Annotated in this window: 10 protein-coding genes; 5 read left to right on the forward strand and 5 right to left on the reverse strand. The window is 59.9% G+C overall.

Features of this window, described 5'->3' with window-relative positions; genetic code table 11:
• The gene (locus HU773_RS22430; RefSeq protein ID WP_120734094.1) at nt 1-1,401 is read left to right on the forward strand and encodes an ATP-binding protein; all 1,401 of its coding nucleotides are present in this window, start codon (nt 1-3) and stop codon (nt 1,399-1,401) included.
• Between the two features lie 12 nt (nt 1,402-1,413).
• On the opposite strand, the gene HU773_RS22435 is transcribed toward HU773_RS22430, so the two are convergent.
• Nucleotides 1,414-1,686 (reverse strand): type B 50S ribosomal protein L31, encoded by a 273-nt coding sequence (locus HU773_RS22435; RefSeq protein WP_057958577.1) that lies wholly within the window; start codon nt 1,684-1,686, stop codon nt 1,414-1,416.
• Nucleotides 1,687-1,919: 233 nt separating this feature from the next.
• Here HU773_RS22435 and HU773_RS22440 point away from each other — a divergent pair, with 233 nt between their 5' ends.
• Together HU773_RS22440 and HU773_RS22445 are read left to right on the forward strand one after the other, a co-directional pair.
• Nucleotides 1,920-3,539, forward strand: coding sequence for an FMN-binding glutamate synthase family protein (locus HU773_RS22440; RefSeq protein ID WP_057438323.1), 1,620 nt, complete (start codon nt 1,920-1,922; stop codon nt 3,537-3,539).
• A 12-nt stretch (nt 3,540-3,551) separates the two neighbouring features.
• A complete protein-coding gene (locus HU773_RS22445) occupies nt 3,552-3,836 on the forward strand; it encodes a putative quinol monooxygenase (protein WP_057958576.1) in 285 nt (94 codons plus the stop codon).
• Nucleotides 3,837-3,840: 4 nt separating this feature from the next.
• On the opposite strand, the gene HU773_RS22450 is transcribed toward HU773_RS22445, so the two are convergent.
• From HU773_RS22450 to HU773_RS22460, 3 genes are read right to left on the reverse strand one after another with little or no spacing between them, the layout of a single operon-like run.
• On the reverse strand, nt 3,841-5,430 hold the full coding sequence (locus tag HU773_RS22450; RefSeq protein WP_186625558.1) for a glycosyltransferase family 39 protein: 1,590 nt from the start codon (nt 5,428-5,430) through the stop codon (nt 3,841-3,843).
• A complete protein-coding gene (locus HU773_RS22455) occupies nt 5,417-6,364 on the reverse strand; it encodes a glycosyltransferase family 2 protein (RefSeq protein WP_186625560.1) in 948 nt (315 codons plus the stop codon). The genes HU773_RS22450 and HU773_RS22455 overlap by 14 nt, the downstream gene beginning before the upstream one ends.
• Complete coding sequence (locus tag HU773_RS22460; RefSeq protein WP_115128917.1) at nt 6,361-6,735, reverse strand: GtrA family protein; 375 nt, start codon at nt 6,733-6,735, stop codon at nt 6,361-6,363. Before HU773_RS22460 ends, HU773_RS22455 begins: the two co-directional genes overlap by 4 nt.
• Before the next feature lie 261 nt (nt 6,736-6,996).
• Between HU773_RS22460 and HU773_RS22465 the strand changes: the two genes are divergently transcribed.
• Both HU773_RS22465 and HU773_RS22470 read left to right on the forward strand, forming a co-directional pair.
• The gene (locus HU773_RS22465; RefSeq protein ID WP_120734098.1) at nt 6,997-8,133 is read left to right on the forward strand and encodes an OpgC domain-containing protein; all 1,137 of its coding nucleotides are present in this window, start codon (nt 6,997-6,999) and stop codon (nt 8,131-8,133) included.
• A 62-nt stretch (nt 8,134-8,195) separates the two neighbouring features.
• On the forward strand, nt 8,196-14,684 hold the full coding sequence (locus HU773_RS22470) for an NEL-type E3 ubiquitin ligase domain-containing protein (protein ID WP_186625562.1): 6,489 nt from the start codon (nt 8,196-8,198) through the stop codon (nt 14,682-14,684).
• A gap of 51 nt (nt 14,685-14,735) precedes the next feature.
• Here the strand turns inward: HU773_RS22470 and HU773_RS22475 are convergent, their stop codons facing one another.
• A complete protein-coding gene (locus HU773_RS22475; RefSeq protein ID WP_057958570.1) occupies nt 14,736-16,154 on the reverse strand; it encodes an amino acid permease in 1,419 nt (472 codons plus the stop codon).
• Between the last annotated feature and the right edge of the window lie 400 nt (nt 16,155-16,554).

The following is a 16,554-nucleotide window of genomic DNA, read 5'->3' on the forward strand; positions in this document are numbered from 1 at the left end:
ATGCCCTCTCTTTACAACCGGCGCATTCTGCTGATTGATGACACCCCCTCGATCCACGAGGACTTTCGCAAGATCCTGATGCCGACGCTCGAACAGAACGCGGCGCTGGATGAGATGGAGAGCGCGCTGTTTGGCGAAGCCGCCAAACCCCAGGCCCAGACCTTTGAACTCGACTCGGCCTACGGCGGCCAGGAAGGCTTGCAGCAACTGTGTGCGGCCATGCAACAAGCACGACCCTACGCCCTGGCGTTTGTCGACATGCGCATGCCCCAGGGCTGGGACGGTGCTCAGACTATCGAAGAGCTGTGGAAAGTCGCCCCGGACCTGCAAGTGGTGGTCTGTACCGCCTACACGGACTATTCCTGGGAAGAACTGCTGTCGCGCCTCAATGCCCATGATCGACTGCTTATTCTGAAGAAGCCCTTCGACAATATCGAAGTCCAACAGATGGCCAATACCCTGGCGGCCAAATGGGACATGGCCCGCCGCGCCAGCCTGAAAACCGTGCACCTGGAGCAGTTGGTAGAACAGCGCACCGAGGCGCTGACCCTTGCCAGCCAGGCCTTGCAGCAGGAAATCGACGAACGCAAGCAGCTGCAAAGCCAGTTGATCCAATCGGAGAAGCTGGCCTCCCTGGGGCAACTGGCTGCCGGGGTGGCGCACGAAATCAATAACCCCGTGGGCTTCGTCACCTCCAACCTTGGCACGCTGGAGAGTGACTTCAAGCAATTGCAGCGCATGCTCGACGCCTATCAACAGGCTGAGGCGGCCCTGGCGCCCGGTGACTGCCTTGAACAACTGAGCGCCTTGCGCAACGAGTTGGACCTGGACTTCCTCAAGGAGGACATCCCGATCCTGATCCGCGAATCCAAGGACGGCATCGGCCGTGTGACGCAGATCGTCAAAGACCTGAAGAACTTCTCCCGGGTCGATAACGACGAGCAATGGCAATGGGCGAACCTGCAGCAAGGGATCGACTCGACCCTGAACATCGTGGCCAGTGAACTCAAGCACAAGGCGGACGTGATCAAGCACTACCAGCCCCTGCCCGAGATTGAATGCCTGGCCTCACAAATCAACCAGGTGGTGATGAACCTGGTGATCAACGCAGCCCAGGCCATGGGCCCGGAGCGCGGCACGATCACCCTCAGCAATGGGGTCGAGGGCGATCGGGTGTGGCTGGAGGTGGCGGATAACGGCTGCGGGATTGCGCCCCACAGCCTGCAGAAAATCTTCGACCCGTTTTTCACCACCAAGCCGGTGGGCGAAGGCACGGGCCTGGGGTTGTCGCTGTCCTATGGCATCGTCAAGAAACACCACGGGGATATCTCGGTGAGCAGTGAAGTCGGCAGGGGCACCACTTTTCGGGTGGTGCTACCGATCCGGCAGACAGCGGCGTGACGCCTCTGCTGTTCAGGCTTCAGCGGGCTTGGGGCTGGAGCCAAACGAGGCAAACCGCTTGTTGAACCCGGCAATCCGCCCTTCGACCTGGGTCTTGCGCTGCTGGCCGGTGTAGATCGGGTGGGACGCGCTGGACACGTCGAGGGCCATGTAAGGGTAAGTGTTGCCATCGGTGTGTTGGTGGGTGCGATCCGTGTCGACCGTGGAGCCGATCAGGAAAAACACATCGGCAGCAGTATCGTGGAACAGCACGGTGCGGTAGTCGGGGTGAATACCAGCTTTCATAGGGCCTCCGGGGCATCTGGGCAGGATTAATACGTTATACAGTAACGTAAATAATGCACCCAAACGAGAACGTATTGCAATACCAAGAGAGGCTTGGGTTCTCTGCGGTTGCCCCGGCAAGGAACTCGACCGTAAGCTGGGCCCCGTGTTGAACCGTGAACCCGCATAAAGAATAGAACCTTGTAGGAGCAGGCTCCTACAGGTCATAGAGCGTCCGAACCCAAGGAAACCGTATGAGCCTGTCGTTGCTTAGCCGTTATGCATTCTTTGCCGTGTGTGTCATTTTCACCCTCGCCAGCCTCCCCTTTATCCAACACGAATGGCTCTGGCCGATGACCCTGGTGACCGGCGTGCTCAGCCTGATCGGCGTGTTCGACCTGCTGCAAAGCCCCCACGCGGTGCGCCGCAACTACCCGATCCTGGGCAATATCCGCTACCTGGTGGAAGGCATTCGCCCGGAAATCCGCCAGTACCTGCTGGAGTCCGACAGCGACGCCCTGCCCTTCTCCCGGGCCCAGCGTTCGCTGGTGTATTCGCGGGCCAAGAATGAAAGCGCCGACAAACCCTTCGGCACCCTGATCGACGTGTACCAGTCCGGTTTCGAATTTATCGGCCACTCCATGCGCCCGGCCCCGTTGAGCGACCCCAGCGCCTTTCGCGTGGTGGTCGGCGGCCCGCAGTGCACCCAGCCGTACTCGGCGTCGGTGTTCAATATCTCGGCCATGAGCTTTGGCTCGTTGAGCGCCAACGCCATCCGCGCCCTCAACCAGGGCGCCAAGCTCGGCAACTTCGCCCACGACACCGGCGAAGGCAGCATCAGCGCCTACCACCGGGAAAACGGCGGCGACCTGACCTGGGAGCTGGGCAGCGGCTACTTCGGCTGCCGCACCAGCGACGGCCGTTTCGACCCCGAACGCTTTGCCGTGCAGGCGCAAAACCCGCAGGTACGGATGATCGAAATCAAGATGAGCCAGGGCGCCAAGCCCGGCCATGGCGGGATCCTGCCCAAGCACAAGGTGACGAAGGAAATCGCCGAGACCCGTGGCATCATGATGGGCGAAGACTGCATCTCGCCGTCACGCCACAGTGCCTTCTCCACGCCGATTGAGCTGATGCACTTTATTGCCCAGTTGCGTGAATTGTCCGGCGGCAAACCCGTGGGCTTCAAATTCTGCCTGGGCCACCCGTGGGAGTTCATGGGCATTGCCAAGGCCATGCTCGAGACCGGGATCCTGCCGGACTTTATCGTGGTCGACGGCAAGGAAGGCGGCACCGGCGCCGCCCCCGTGGAGTTCACCGACCATATCGGCGTGCCCCTGCGTGAAGGCCTGCTGTTTGTGCACAACACCCTGGTGGGCCTGAACCTGCGGGACAAAATCAAACTGGGCGCCAGCGGCAAGATCGTCAGCGCCTTCGATATCGCCAGCGTCCTGGCCATCGGCGCCGACTGGGCCAACTCGGCCCGGGGCTTTATGTTCGCCATCGGCTGCATCCAGTCGCAGAGCTGCCACACCAACAAATGCCCGACCGGCGTGGCCACCCAGGACCCGTTGCGCCAGCGCGCACTGGTGGTACCGGACAAGGCCCAGCGCGTATTCAACTTCCACCGCAACACCCTCAAGGCCCTGGCGGAAATGCTCGCGGCGGCCGGCCTGGATCACCCTTCGCAGTTGTCGGCCAAACACCTGGTACGGCGCATGTCGGCCACCGAGATCAAGCTGTTCTCGCAGTTGCATGTGTTCCTCAAGCCAGGGGAGCTGCTGACCGGTGAAGTGAACGGCGAGTTTTATTCGCGTATGTGGCAAATGGCGCGGGCCGACAGTTTCGAGCCCCATGAAGTAGAAGCGGCTTAAAGGACAAATATCGTGTTGAAAGTGATCGCCGAAGACTTTATCAAACCCGAACACCTGGAAACCGTGCGCCCCTGGTACGCCGAACTGGTGGAAAAAACCCGCCAGGAACCGCTGTGCATCGCCTACGACTTGTTCGTCGACCAGAAAGACCCGGGGCACTTTATCTTCATCGAGCAATGGCCCGACCAGGCCGCGCTGGATGCCCATTGCCAGACCGAACACTTCACCCGGCTGGTGCCGCAGATCAACGCGTATCAGGCCAAGCCTTGCCGGGTGTTGTTGATGGATGGGTTTTAATCCGTCATTGAAGAGGCGGTTTCTGGCAGCCACTCGCCAACGGGCAAATAGCCATAAGCTGGGCTTTTTCCTTACCTACCCTATAGGTGCCAAGCAACTGCCAATGGGCAGGAAGCTTTCGCGTGAGGGTGCCACGGTCCTGGGCATCAATCAGCCAAAGTCGGCCTGAGGCCGTTGTGAGCAATTCCAGGTCATCGACATAGATCTGATCCGCCTTGTCTTGAATCAGTGTGGAAATTTGATACCCATTGGGACGCCCCGATGTGCCATCTGCGTTTATTGGTGTGTACTGCATCGCAGGGCGTTCGTTCTTGAGGTAATAGATCATGGACAAGTGCATGAAGGGCTCCAGCACCAACACCCCGTCTCCCGGCTGCGAAGTGTGGTCAACATAATCGGCCAGCGCGCCCAGCTGGTTGTTTTCATAACACCACATACACGTCTTGTTATACACATGCCACAAACCATTCAACTCAAGCAGAATAACCGCTGACAAACCGATGACGAACGCCGACTTACTTCGTGTCGACACGCCCTCCAGTGCCATTGCAATGACGAGAGGCAACGCCAGCCCGGCAAATAAAAAATAACGTGGATACAGCAACGGCCAAAACAATGACACCAGCATGATCGCCGCTATCGGGCACCATACATACACAACAAGGAGTGCATTATTTTTTCGATCACTTGCATCCCACAGACAAATAGATACGGACGCGATCCACACCACCAAGGCCAGGCCATAACCCCACCAGACAGGCACCTGCTGACCTTCACTGAAGTTCAGAAAAAACCAAGTCAGCTCGACCAATTCCTTAATACCCGGCTGGGCGATCCAGTCCAACCTCGAATACGTCAATTGATTCAGCAGACTGGGCAACCAGGGTAAAAAACAAATCACAATCAAACCATTGGCCAGCCACCAACTACGACTCCACAGATACTTATATTTTATCTGTCGAGACGTTGCCAGAAGCGAAATATAGGCCCAATGGGACAATAGGCATAAAGCCGCAAAATAGTGCGTATAAAGCCCTGCCACCATCAGCAGGATGTACAGGGCGAGCGGAACTTTACTCTGCGGACGGTCAAGCCAGTAGATAAATGCAATCGTCGCGCCCAGCATCAAAGCCCCCAGGAACGAGTACATACGGACTTCCTGGCTGTAGCGAACGGCCGCCGGAAAGATCGCCAATAATATGCTTGCCAGCATTGCCGCACGTCGAGGGAGCAACAGGTGCGACAACCAGATCCCCAGCGCCACCGAAACAACCCCAAAAAACACACTCAGACTGCGGGCGGCAAAAGCGCCATTACCGAACACCTTGATCCACTCATGTAACATCAGATAGTACAGTGGCGGATGAACATCACGGGCCGTATGAAACAGAATTTCAGAAGGCGGCTTCATACTCAGCAGCAGGCTGAAAGCCTCATCAAGCCATATACCTGTTTCAGTCAACTCGGCAAACCGCACCCCCACTGAAACCAACAACACAAAAAAATAGAACACTATAAGAGCCAGGGAAATATCAATTTTTGTTCGCTTCGAGTTATCAACACCGCCCATAGCCACCCCATCAAATTGACTCATCTGGCGTCTCCTGGTTCTTCACTACATTGGCGACTACATACCGCGGCCTATGCTTGGCTTCCATATAGATCCGCCCCACATATTCCCCCAATATGCCAATCCCGATCAGTTGCACACCGCCTAAAAACAGAATCGCCGTCATCAGCGACGGATACCCCGGCACATCATTGCCAAACAGCAATTTGTCGATGATCAGATACCCCGCATACCCCAGCGCCAATAACGAAATACCGGCACCGATGTAACTCCATAACCGCAAGGGCAAGGTGCTGAACGAAGTGATGCCCTCCAGCGCCAGGTTCCACAGTTTCCAGGCATTGAACTTGCTGTGGCCGACCACCCGGCAAACCCGGTCATATTCGACGATAGCCACGGTGAACCCGGCCCAGGACAGTACGCCCTTCATGAACAATTGCTGCTCCGGCAACGTCTTGATCACGTCCACCACCTTGCGGTCCATCAGGCGGAAGTCGCCGACGTTTTCTTCGATATGGGTGTAGGCGATGCGATTGAGCAGGTGATAGAACATCGAGGCACTGTGGCGTTTGAGGTAGCCATCGCTGGAGCGATCACGACGCTTGGCCAGGACTACATCGGCGCCCTCCTTCCATTTCTCGATCAGGCGCGCGACCACTTCAACCGGGTCTTGCAAGTCGACGTCCATGGGCACCACCGCCTCACCGCTGGCGTACGCCAGGCCGGCAAACAGTGCCGGTTCCTTGCCAAAATTGCGGGAAAAGTTGATCAACACCACATCGCTATCGGCCAACGCGATATCCCTGGCGATATCACCCGTGCGGTCGGTGCTGCCGTCATTGATAAACACGATCTCGACTTCGTGATCCTGCAACGACGGCTCCTGGCGTACGGCCCGGTAAAACAGGTGTGTCGCCTGCTCCTCATTGAACAACGGCACGATCAGCGAGAGCCTCATGGGGCGGACCTGCGGAACACCCAGTACTTCGATAGCAGGAAACCGCACACCAGGCTGACCAGGGAAAACACCACCACGGTGACCAGCCCGGGCAAGCGCCAGCGATCCGCCAGCCACCCCACCGCCAGGCTCAAACTGCCCAGGCAGAAGATGAACAGCAGGTAGCGGCCCAGCGAAGCTGCCATACCAAAGGTGAAAGTGGCATTCACAAAAAACGAAAAGGTCGCCGCCACGCAAAAGGCCAGGAAATTGCTGAAGGCCTGGCTCAGATCAAAGGCGGCCCGGAGCACGAAAAACAGCTGCCAGTGGATCACCGTATTGGCGATGCCGATCACCGTGTATGTGGAGAACCCCATCCATAGTCTGCCCATGCCACCATCGCGCCTCGTTGCCCATCGCCGTCGATGGGCAAGCAAGCCATGCCGACAAAACCTCGTCTACTGTCAGAAATAACAGGTGGGGACGGTTATACGACCGACGGTATAATCCCATCCCGAAACTGAGACATTCAGTAATACCCATCCTTTGCAATTGCTTACAAATACCGCCAACCTGCGCCCGCCCGACGCGCGGCAGGATCATTGCCGAGACCCGCGGGTCAGTATTTAACCCACTGTTCAAGAGCCCGAGCCATGCTTAACGGACGCGACCCGCGCATCGACTTTTTTCGAGGCCTGGCGTTGATTTTCATTTTTTGGGATCACGTGCCTCACAACCCCCTTGGTCAGATCACCCTGCGTAACGTCGGCTTCAGCGATGCCGCCGAAGTCTTCGTGTTCCTCGCCGGCTACGCCTCGATACTGGCCTACAGCAAAGTGTTGCAGCGCGAAGGTTTTTGGATGGCCAGCCTGAAAATCCTGCGCCGTACCTGGGTGTTGTATGTGGTGCATATTTTCTTGCTGGCGATGCTGATGGGCATCGTCTTCTTCGCCAACAGCAAGGTGGAGACCCGCGACCTGGTCCAGGAAATGGGCCTCACGCACTTCATCACCAACCCGCAGCAAGCCCTGACCGATGAATTGCTGCTGCGCTTCAAGCCCAACCTGATGGACCCGCTGCCGCTGTACATCGTGTTGCTGCTCGGTTTGCCGCTGGTGCTGCCGGTACTGGTGCGCGCGCCCCTGGCGGTGGTGGCGGTGTCGCTGGTGGTGTACCTGCTGGCGCCCAAGTTGGGCTGGAACCTGGCGGCGATTGCCGATGGCGTGTGGTACTTCAACCCGGTGACCTGGCAGTTATTGTTCGTGCTCGGCGGCGCGGCGGCAATCCGCGCCGGGCAGCCCCATGCACCTGAGACCCGGCCGTTGCAGCGACAACCGCTGTTTCTTGCCGCCGCCACCTACACACTGCTGGCCGGCGTGATTACCGTGTCCTGGCGCTGGCCCGAGATCCACGATGAGCTGATGCCCGCCGCCTTGAGCAACCTGCTGTACCCGATCAGCAAGACCGATCTGTCGCCGGTGCGCCTGCTGCACTTCCTCGCCCTGGCCTATGTCACCGCCAAGCTGCTGCCCGGCCGCGCCTGGACACAAAACTGGCTGGCGCAACAAAGCTGCCGCATGGGGCGCTATTCCCTGGAAGTGTTCTGCCTGGGGGTCTTACTGGCGCCGCTGGCGGATATGCTCAACGCCCAGGTCGACGACGCCTGGCCGATGCAGATATTCAGTGCACTGCTGGGCCTGGCGTTGATGGCTGGGCTGGCGGCATGGCTGGAGTTCAACAAGCAACTGGACCAGGCCCGGCGCAGTGATGAGCGCCCCTTAAATAGTTAGCCCCCGAGCCTGGGTGCGGGCTGATTCCATTTACCTTCCACTTATCGTGAAAGGTAGAGCACATGCCGACTCATCAATTACTCAACGGCCTGTCTGGCAATCTGCAATCGAGTACCGCCTGGGCCCAACAACAGGCGCTGGAGCTGATCCAGCGCAACGTTCTCCAGGCTCTCGATGGCCTGGACACCCAGGAAAAACAACGCTTTCTGCAGCTGCAACGCGACGCTCTCGCAGCCCTGGCGGCGGTTGAAACCGAGAAAGAGCGAGTGGTCCGGGCCTTCAAGACAGACGGCCTGATGCAGTTGCGCAACCGGATCGGCGGACGCGACCCGCAGTTATACCGCTTCGAGACCACCTACCTGGAAAAGGTCGAGCAAGCCTTGCCCTGGGATCGTCAGCCGGGCAGCCACATCCGCGTGCCCCGCCGCTCCGATAGCAATCTGCGCGAAATCGAACACGTCAAGAGCATGACCTTGTGGGAAGCCGCTTGCGTGAATTTCGGCTTTACCTCCGCCATTCGCCAGGACTCCGGCTACAGCCTGGTGGACGCCAGCCGCGTGGTAGGCCCCGATGGCGATCGCAGCCTCAGCGCCCGGGCGTTCATCGCCATCGCCCGCGAGCTGGACCTGGGCCACCAGTTGCAAGTAAAAATCAAGGCCACACTCGGCGAGAGCGGCACGCTGCGCCGGTTGATGAGCGAGGCGGCGCTGGCACTCTTGCGGTTCGATGCGCTGGACGCCTGGCGCAACCGTGCCCACAACGGCATGACCCAGGCGGTATACGACAGCCTCACGGCGTTGATCGAGGGCAACGGGCCGCCCCTGGTCGTCGAGAGCCTGAGCCTGACCTCCGGCGTCACCCCCGTGATTGCCGTGCCCTTTGTGCCCTGGCAGAGTGCGATTCCCGTTCCGTTGCTGCTGATCAGAGTGGCCAGCCTCGCGGTGCTGTCCTATTTCCCCTTTCGCCCCGGCGGCGCGTTCCGCTACCACCGCGACGCGCGCTCGGCCGAGGCTGATTTTCGCCAGCAGTTGCTCGACAGTCACCAGCAAGGCGACCTCGGCTGGTTTTCCCGCCAATTACCGCTGGTAGGCCTGTCGTTGTTCCGGCCGTTGCTGACCCAGGAACCACGCCCCGAGGGCATGAACTGGCTGGCCGGGCTTCTGTATGACGGCTTTCACAAAGCCTTCCCGGAACAGACGCTCAACGACATTCATTTCGCCACCGACCCTGCCACCGGCCCCACCGAAACCCTGCTGCAAGCCCTGACTTATCGCCAGATCCAGCGCTGCCAGGCCGATATCGACACCCTCGCCAACACCCGCTCCGAAGCCGACTGGCAAGCGCTCAAGGACGCCACCGCCGCTATCGCCAACGAAGTCCTGCAACTGTTGCTCACCCCCCTGCCCGGTGGGGTCACGGGGATGAATCGGGTCATGCAACTGGCGGTGCTCGGCAGCATGACCTACAGCGTCAGCGCAGGCCTGGATGAAGCCATCAAGGGCGACGCCAGCGGCTTCGCTTCGACCCTGACCGATGTCGCCGATCTGGCCGTCAGCGGGCGCTTGATCAGCGTTGCCGGCAAAGCCCATCGCCAGCGCATGCTCCACTACCTGCAACAGCTGGGTAACCCGCGCAAGGTCACGCGCCCCGACGGCGTGGATGAATTGTGGAAACCCGACGCCCGCCACTACGCCCATGACCAGCAATACCTGCTCGAAGGTAAAAGTACCGATGCCCTGTGCGTGTTCACCGTACAAGGCAGGCAGTACGTCAAACTGCACCACGAGCGCCAGACCCTGGTGGCCGAGGTCATCCACGACCAGCACAATCAGCGCTACGTGCTCAAGAACAGCCGCAGCGCCTACAAGCCTGCGATTGTGTTTGCCCCGCACCTGCAAGCCTGGACCTTCGACTTGCACCACACCCGAGACCTGTCGGATACGCAGTTGCTGCAACAGATGCTGCACAATGGTTCGTCGATCATCTCCCCGGTCGACCTGGAACGGATGCTGCGCAGCACCGCCACCTCCCGCGCCATCCTGGAAAATGTCTGGCGCGGCGCACCGCCCCCCCTGAACCTGATCGAAGGCGTGCGGCGCCTGCAGGCCGATCAGGTGATCCAGCAGATTATCGAACACTTCCACGAAGCCGGTTATTTGCCCCCCTATGGCGATAGCGTGGTGCTGTGCCTGCTGACCCAACTGCCCGAGTGGCCCGCCGCAGTCCTGTTGAGCATCAGCGACCCACAACGCTCAGTGATCGAAACCTTTGGCAAGACTGAACAGCGGGTGCCTGGGTTGACGACCCTGACAATCGTGCGCAACGAAGACGGCAGTTACCAGGCCGAACGTTATCGCGGCCAGCCGCGCTACCGCGCCGCCCCCCTGCTGGACCTGGTCATCAGCCTGCAGCCCGACACCTCGCAACTGGGCCTGACGGAGCAAGCCGATGCCACGCCCGCCCAGCGGATCATGGCAGTGCGCCGTGCCGTTGTAGACCTGGCACGGCGCGAACGCACGGCCTTGTTCGCGGCCCTGGTGAACTACGCCAGTTATGAAAAAAGCGAGCAACTGCCGCCCCCCACTGTCCGGCGTTTCTTGCCGGTCAAGGCAGCAGAGCCCCTGGTGGCCGTCACCCCGCTGCTGAAAAAAATGCGCGACCTCAACAGCCCATTGTCACCGGCACTGCTCCAACGGCTGCTGGAACAGCATCCACTGAGCCCAAGCCAACAACAGGCCTACCTGCGTGGCGGGCTTTTGCCAACGGCCTTTTATGAGCTGTTGGACACTCACCGCACCGCCCTGCGCATCGACGCCGCCATCGACGCGCTGTATCACCCCCGTCAGTTCAACAACGACGCCGATCAATGGGCCAGGGAGTTCGCTTCCGCCTTGATACAGCAACGTCTCAAACGCAGATTCGTCATCACCGAAGTGATCGCTGACACCATCGCCAGCCCTTATGTCTCCAGCGGCCCCGACGACCTCACCGTGGAACTGCGCCACTTCGGCGAAGGCGTCTACGAGGCCTATGACATGCGCAATGCCGGCACGATTGCCGTGTCACCGGCGGTGGACAGCTTCTACCTGGCCATTGGCTCAGTGCTGCAACCCCATGAACGGCAGCTACTCAGCATGAGCAGCGAAACCGATGCCCTGGGCCTGCGCGCTACCCTGGGCGACTACATGAGCAACCAGCGCGGCCCTTCAGGCTTTGTCAGGCTGGCCAACGGTTCGCTGGCGCAGTACGAACACACCCTGTCCTTGCCACACAAACTGCAGCTCGATGCCCTGGGCCTGCTTCCCCTCAGCGGTGACCATTACCTGCCCCTGTTTGGCTCCTGGTATCGGATCATCTATGACAGACGGGTATTCAAGTGGCGGCTCATGCATCCGCAAAAGGTCGGCGTCGACACCCCGACCCTGGAGCACAACGGTGAAGGTGCCTGGCGCCTGTCCAGCGAGAACCCGATGAGCTGGGATGACCACAGCCTGCTCTATCGCCTCGGCAGCGACCACTACGCATTCCCCAAGGATATGGCCACGTCCATTCTCGCCCTGACCGACACCCCGCCCCATGTATTGCGCCAGATACACCGTAGCAATCGGGCATCGCCGCCGCTGCTGGCCGATACGTGCAAGCGCTTGCGCATCGACCAGGAAATCAACCGGTTCATCGAGGCGATGTATGCCCTGCCCAGCAACCCTTTCGCCCGTCCGGACCTGCAATTGCTGGTGATTACCAGCCTGCCCGGATGGCCCGACACCCACGTGTTGCAGATTGTCGACCGCGATAATCGCGTCACCCACCAATACCCCGAGCACCAGCGGCCCGACAACCAGGTGGTGACGGTCACCGATGCGCAGTTCAAAAGTGCCCGGCTGCTCGAGGCCATCGTCCCCCACGATGACGTTATCGAGGGCCTCCTGGGGCAGGTCCCCAAGACCACCGAGCAGCGTCTGGTCCAACTGGTCACCCGGATCGTCGAGTACACCGAACGGGAGCGGGCGCAACTCCTCAAGTCTTTGTACCGACGCAGCGAGTCCGGCGGCACCGAGCAAGAGCGGCGTTTCAAGGCCAAACACCCGGAACTGCCCACCAGCACGGTCAAGGCGATCCTGGGCCAGGCCTCGTCACGGGAGCTCAGACAACTGCATAAGCACAACCAATTGAGCCTGCGCCTGGCGGAACAGGCGCGCACAAGTGCCCACGACTTGCGCCTGAACCGTGCGTACGAAGGCCTGTATGTGGATGCCTGCGCCAATGCCGACAGCGACCGGATCACCCTGTACCTGCTGCGACTCCTGCCCGCCTGGCCGAAAACCCTGCGCATTGATATTCGCGAATGGGACAACCAGGGACGCTTGCTGGAAACGGCAGGGCATCTGGTGGGGACATCACGCAAGACGATCGCCAGGACCAACCGGGGGTATCAGGCCTATGACCAACAGGGCGAACCGCTGGGCCAGCCATCGAACAGATTGCTGCGGGTCATTCTCAGTACCTTGTCTGCTGCCGAGCAGAGCTTGCTTCAGGTTGACACCCAAAGCGGTATCGCCGAGCTGCAGTACCAGCTTGCCGAACTGGCCTTCGCCCGCCGTATTGAAATCAAGGGTCTGCTGGACATCCCACACCTGCAACCCTGGATGCAACCGGCGATGGGCGTTGACCGTTCGTTCCTGGTGTATCCGTTATGGCAACGAATCTGGCCTTTTCGCGGCCCCCGGCCACCGGACCTGGTGGCCAAGGTCCAAGAGCTGTACCCCCATTTCAACAACGACGATGCACGGCGACTGCTGCAGTCATTGAACATGAGCGACCCAGAAAAACTGCTCGAGCTGGAACGCCGCCAGGCGGAGTATCAGGCCATGGATGTGGAGCTGTCGCGCTGGAGTGAAACCCTGTTGCCGACCGACAACGAGCTCAACGATCCCCTGGGCATGAACCGCGGAAGGCGACGCCATATTGCCTACCAACTGCGCAGCGCATGGCGTCAGGAAAACGCTACGTTTTACATCGCCGGGCTATTCAACGTGCCCTCGCTGGAGTTGCAACTGGACGACGAAGGCTTGCCTCCTGCGTCATTCCTGACGGGCACCACCGGCTTCAATCACATTGAATACCTGCGGATTTCCGGCAATGCGTTCCCTGCGACAGGGTCGGAGTTTCTTGGCAAGTTCACCCAGCTCAAGGCATTGCGCATTGATTGTCGCCTGACTGAACTGCCCCAGGCGATCACCGACATGACCACACTTACCCACCTTGACCTGAACGACAACGACCTGCACTTGACCCAAGAGTCTGTGCAACGCCTGGCAAGCATGGTCAACCTGCAGAAACTCGATCTGAACGATAATCCGGACCTGACCCTCGTACCGGATGTCAGCCGGATGCTGCAAATGAATACCTTGCACCTGGCCAATACAGGCATCACTCAGTGGCCCATCGGCGCCAGCGCCCTGCCAAGCCTGACAGAACTGCACTTGCAGGCAAACGGGATCACCACCATCCCTGAAGAGGTTTTCACCAACCCATGGCTGCAAACTGCCAATCGCAACACCCTGCTCCATGAAAACCCGTTGTCCGCCGAGACCCTGGCGCGCATCGACACATACCGCCTGGATACCGGCATCCGCCTGGGCGGGCAACTTCGCACACCGGCCCATGCTCCCGTAGCGGCAAACGACCTCGACACCTGGCTGACAGGCGTCGCGGCACAAGACGTGCCCGCCCGCCGAGAGCTGTGGGAACAGTTGAAAGCGAATGAAACCGCCAGGGCCGATGATGTGTTCCGGGTGCTGCGTGACCTGAAGCGAACCCACGCCTATCGCCACACGGCATCGAGGGCGCGCCTGACCGAGCGGGTCTGGACCTTGCTGATCGCCATGGGCGAGTCGACGCAACTGCGCAACGCGGTCTGCCTCAATACCTATGGTTCAGGCAATTGCGGCGACAGCGTCCTGTTGGCATTTACCAACATGGAGCTGCATCACCGGATCCATCAGGCCAAGCAGCAGCCAAGGAGTTACCTGGCCGACAGGGCATTGCTGGAGCTGGCCAAGAGCTGCTTTTACCTGAACCAGCTGGATCACTTTTGCGACCGGTTTATTCTTGAGCGCGAGCAGGCAGGGCTTGAAGTCGACCCCGCCGAGGTCACCGTTTACCTGCGGGACAAACTGGCCCGTGAATTCAACCTGCCGTTTTATCCACTGGCGTTGCTGTACACCGTGGATGATTACGTCACCGACGAGGTGGTCAATGAAGCGCGCAGGAGTCTGCGGGCACTCGGCCAGTCACCGGCGTTGCAGGAAGCAATCTTGATGACCGACTTCTGGGTCGAGTATCTGGCCAGCAGCGAGCCGGAAGCGTTTTTCACCGTCAAGGGCACCATCGCTTACAAAGTCGGCGCGCTGAATCAGGAGTTTCCGACCAAGGACTCGGATGAGTATTGGACCCGCCACCAGCAACTGCTCGACGAGGAAACGGCCGAACAGAACCGCCTTGTGCGTCAGTTGACCGAGGGCACGCAACGGACGTTGATGCACGTCTGAAGCGCGACTGGCCTGCCTGTGAAGCAAACAGGCAGGCCAGGGGTCAGGGGATTACGCCGAACGTTGCGCGCCAAGACCGTCCTGGGTCGGCTGCAGCTTGAACACGTAGAACAGCACGGTCAGGAATACCAGGAACACCGGGCCCACATACAGCGCCACGCGGGTATCCGGGAAGTAAGCCATCAGGCCCACCACCAGTACCAGGAACGCCAGGGCCAGGTACGAACTGACCGGGTACAGCCACATGCGGTACTTCAGGGCCTTCTGTTCGGCCGGGCTCAGGCTCTTACGGAACTTGAGCTGGGCCAGCAGGATCATCACCCAGGTCCAGATCGCACCGAAGGTGGCGATGGAGGTGACCCATACGAAGACCTTGTCCGGTACCAGGTAGTTGGCCAACACCCCCAGCAGCAGGGCGAAGATCGACAACAGCAGGGCCTTGCGCGGCACGCCGTTGCTGGAGGTGGTACCGAAGGTCGCCGGGGCCTGGCCGTTCTGCGCCAGGCTGTAGAGCATGCGCCCGGTGCTGAAAATCCCGCCGTTGCAGGACGACAGCGCGGCGGTGATCACCACGAAGTTGATGATGCCGGCAGCCGTCTTGATGCCAAGACGCTCGAAGGTCATCACAAACGGGCTGCCCTGGGTGCCGATTTCATTCCACGGGTAGATCGACAGGATCACGAACAACGCGCCGACGTAGAACAACAGAATGCGCCAGAACACCGAGCCGATGGCATTGGGGATGGTCTTCTGCGGGTTCTTCGCTTCACCGGCGGTCAGGCCGATCATTTCCACGCCGAGGTAGGCAAACATCACCATCTGCAGGGACATCAACACGCCCTGCACGCCATTGGGCATAAAGCCGCCGTGGGCCCACAGGTTGGAAATCCCCAGCGCCACGCCGTCGTTACCGAAACCAAAGGCAATGATGCCGACACCGCCGATAACCATGGCAATGATGGTGACGATCTTGATCAGGGCGAACCAGAACTCGAACTCACCGAAGGCTTTTACCGCGATCAGGTTGATCGTGCCCATGCTGATCAGAGCCGCCAGGGCCCAGATCCAGCGCGGCGTATCGGGGAACCACACGCCCATATACACGGCAACGGCGGTGATTTCCGCAACGCAGGTCACCAGCCAGAGGAACCAGTAGTTCCAGCCGGTAAGAAAGCCCGCCAACGGGCCGAGGTAATCCTGGGCATAACGGCTGAAGGAACCGGCCACCGGGTTATGTACGGCCATCTCACCGAGGGCGCGCATGATCACCAGGATCGCCAGGCCACCAATGATGTAGGACAGCATGATTGCCGGGCCGGCCATCTCGATGGCCTTGGCCGAACCGAGGAACAGACCGACACCGATACAGGCGCCGAGCGCCATCAAGCGAATATGCCGTTCGCCGAGTTCGCGTTTGAGCGGACCGCCTTGAGCGGTCTCGCCATGGGGCAGATGGTTGCCAACAGGCATAGGGGTACAACCTCATTTTGTTATTGGATATGAACCACCGAGTGTCCGGCATCACGGCGGATCGCCACGACGCCCTCCTGCCAGGCTGCCTTTTGGGCAAACCTGCCTGGCCCTAGAAACCGGGCCCGCTCAGCGGGGGTGCAGTATAAAAAGCCATGAGCAGGGCTTTTCACTCAATAAACAGCAAGATTCAGCGAGAACTCTCGGCAAAAGCGCCTTTTACGGAGGAGCATCACCTGGGCAATGTAGGAATTGCCTTCATTAAACGGCGGCGAGTATTGCACAAGGATGGTGCACAGTCATGCCCCTACCTTTGGCGGATTTACCTGCGGGGATGGCTCTAGGACGGGCCTTCCCTGCGGTGTGCTGGCGTGGGGGCTTGTCCCCTTGCCTGACCACC

This window comes from Pseudomonas shahriarae, from assembly GCF_014268455.2.
In the GTDB taxonomy this organism is placed as follows: Bacteria; Pseudomonadota; Gammaproteobacteria; order Pseudomonadales; family Pseudomonadaceae; genus Aquipseudomonas; species Aquipseudomonas shahriarae.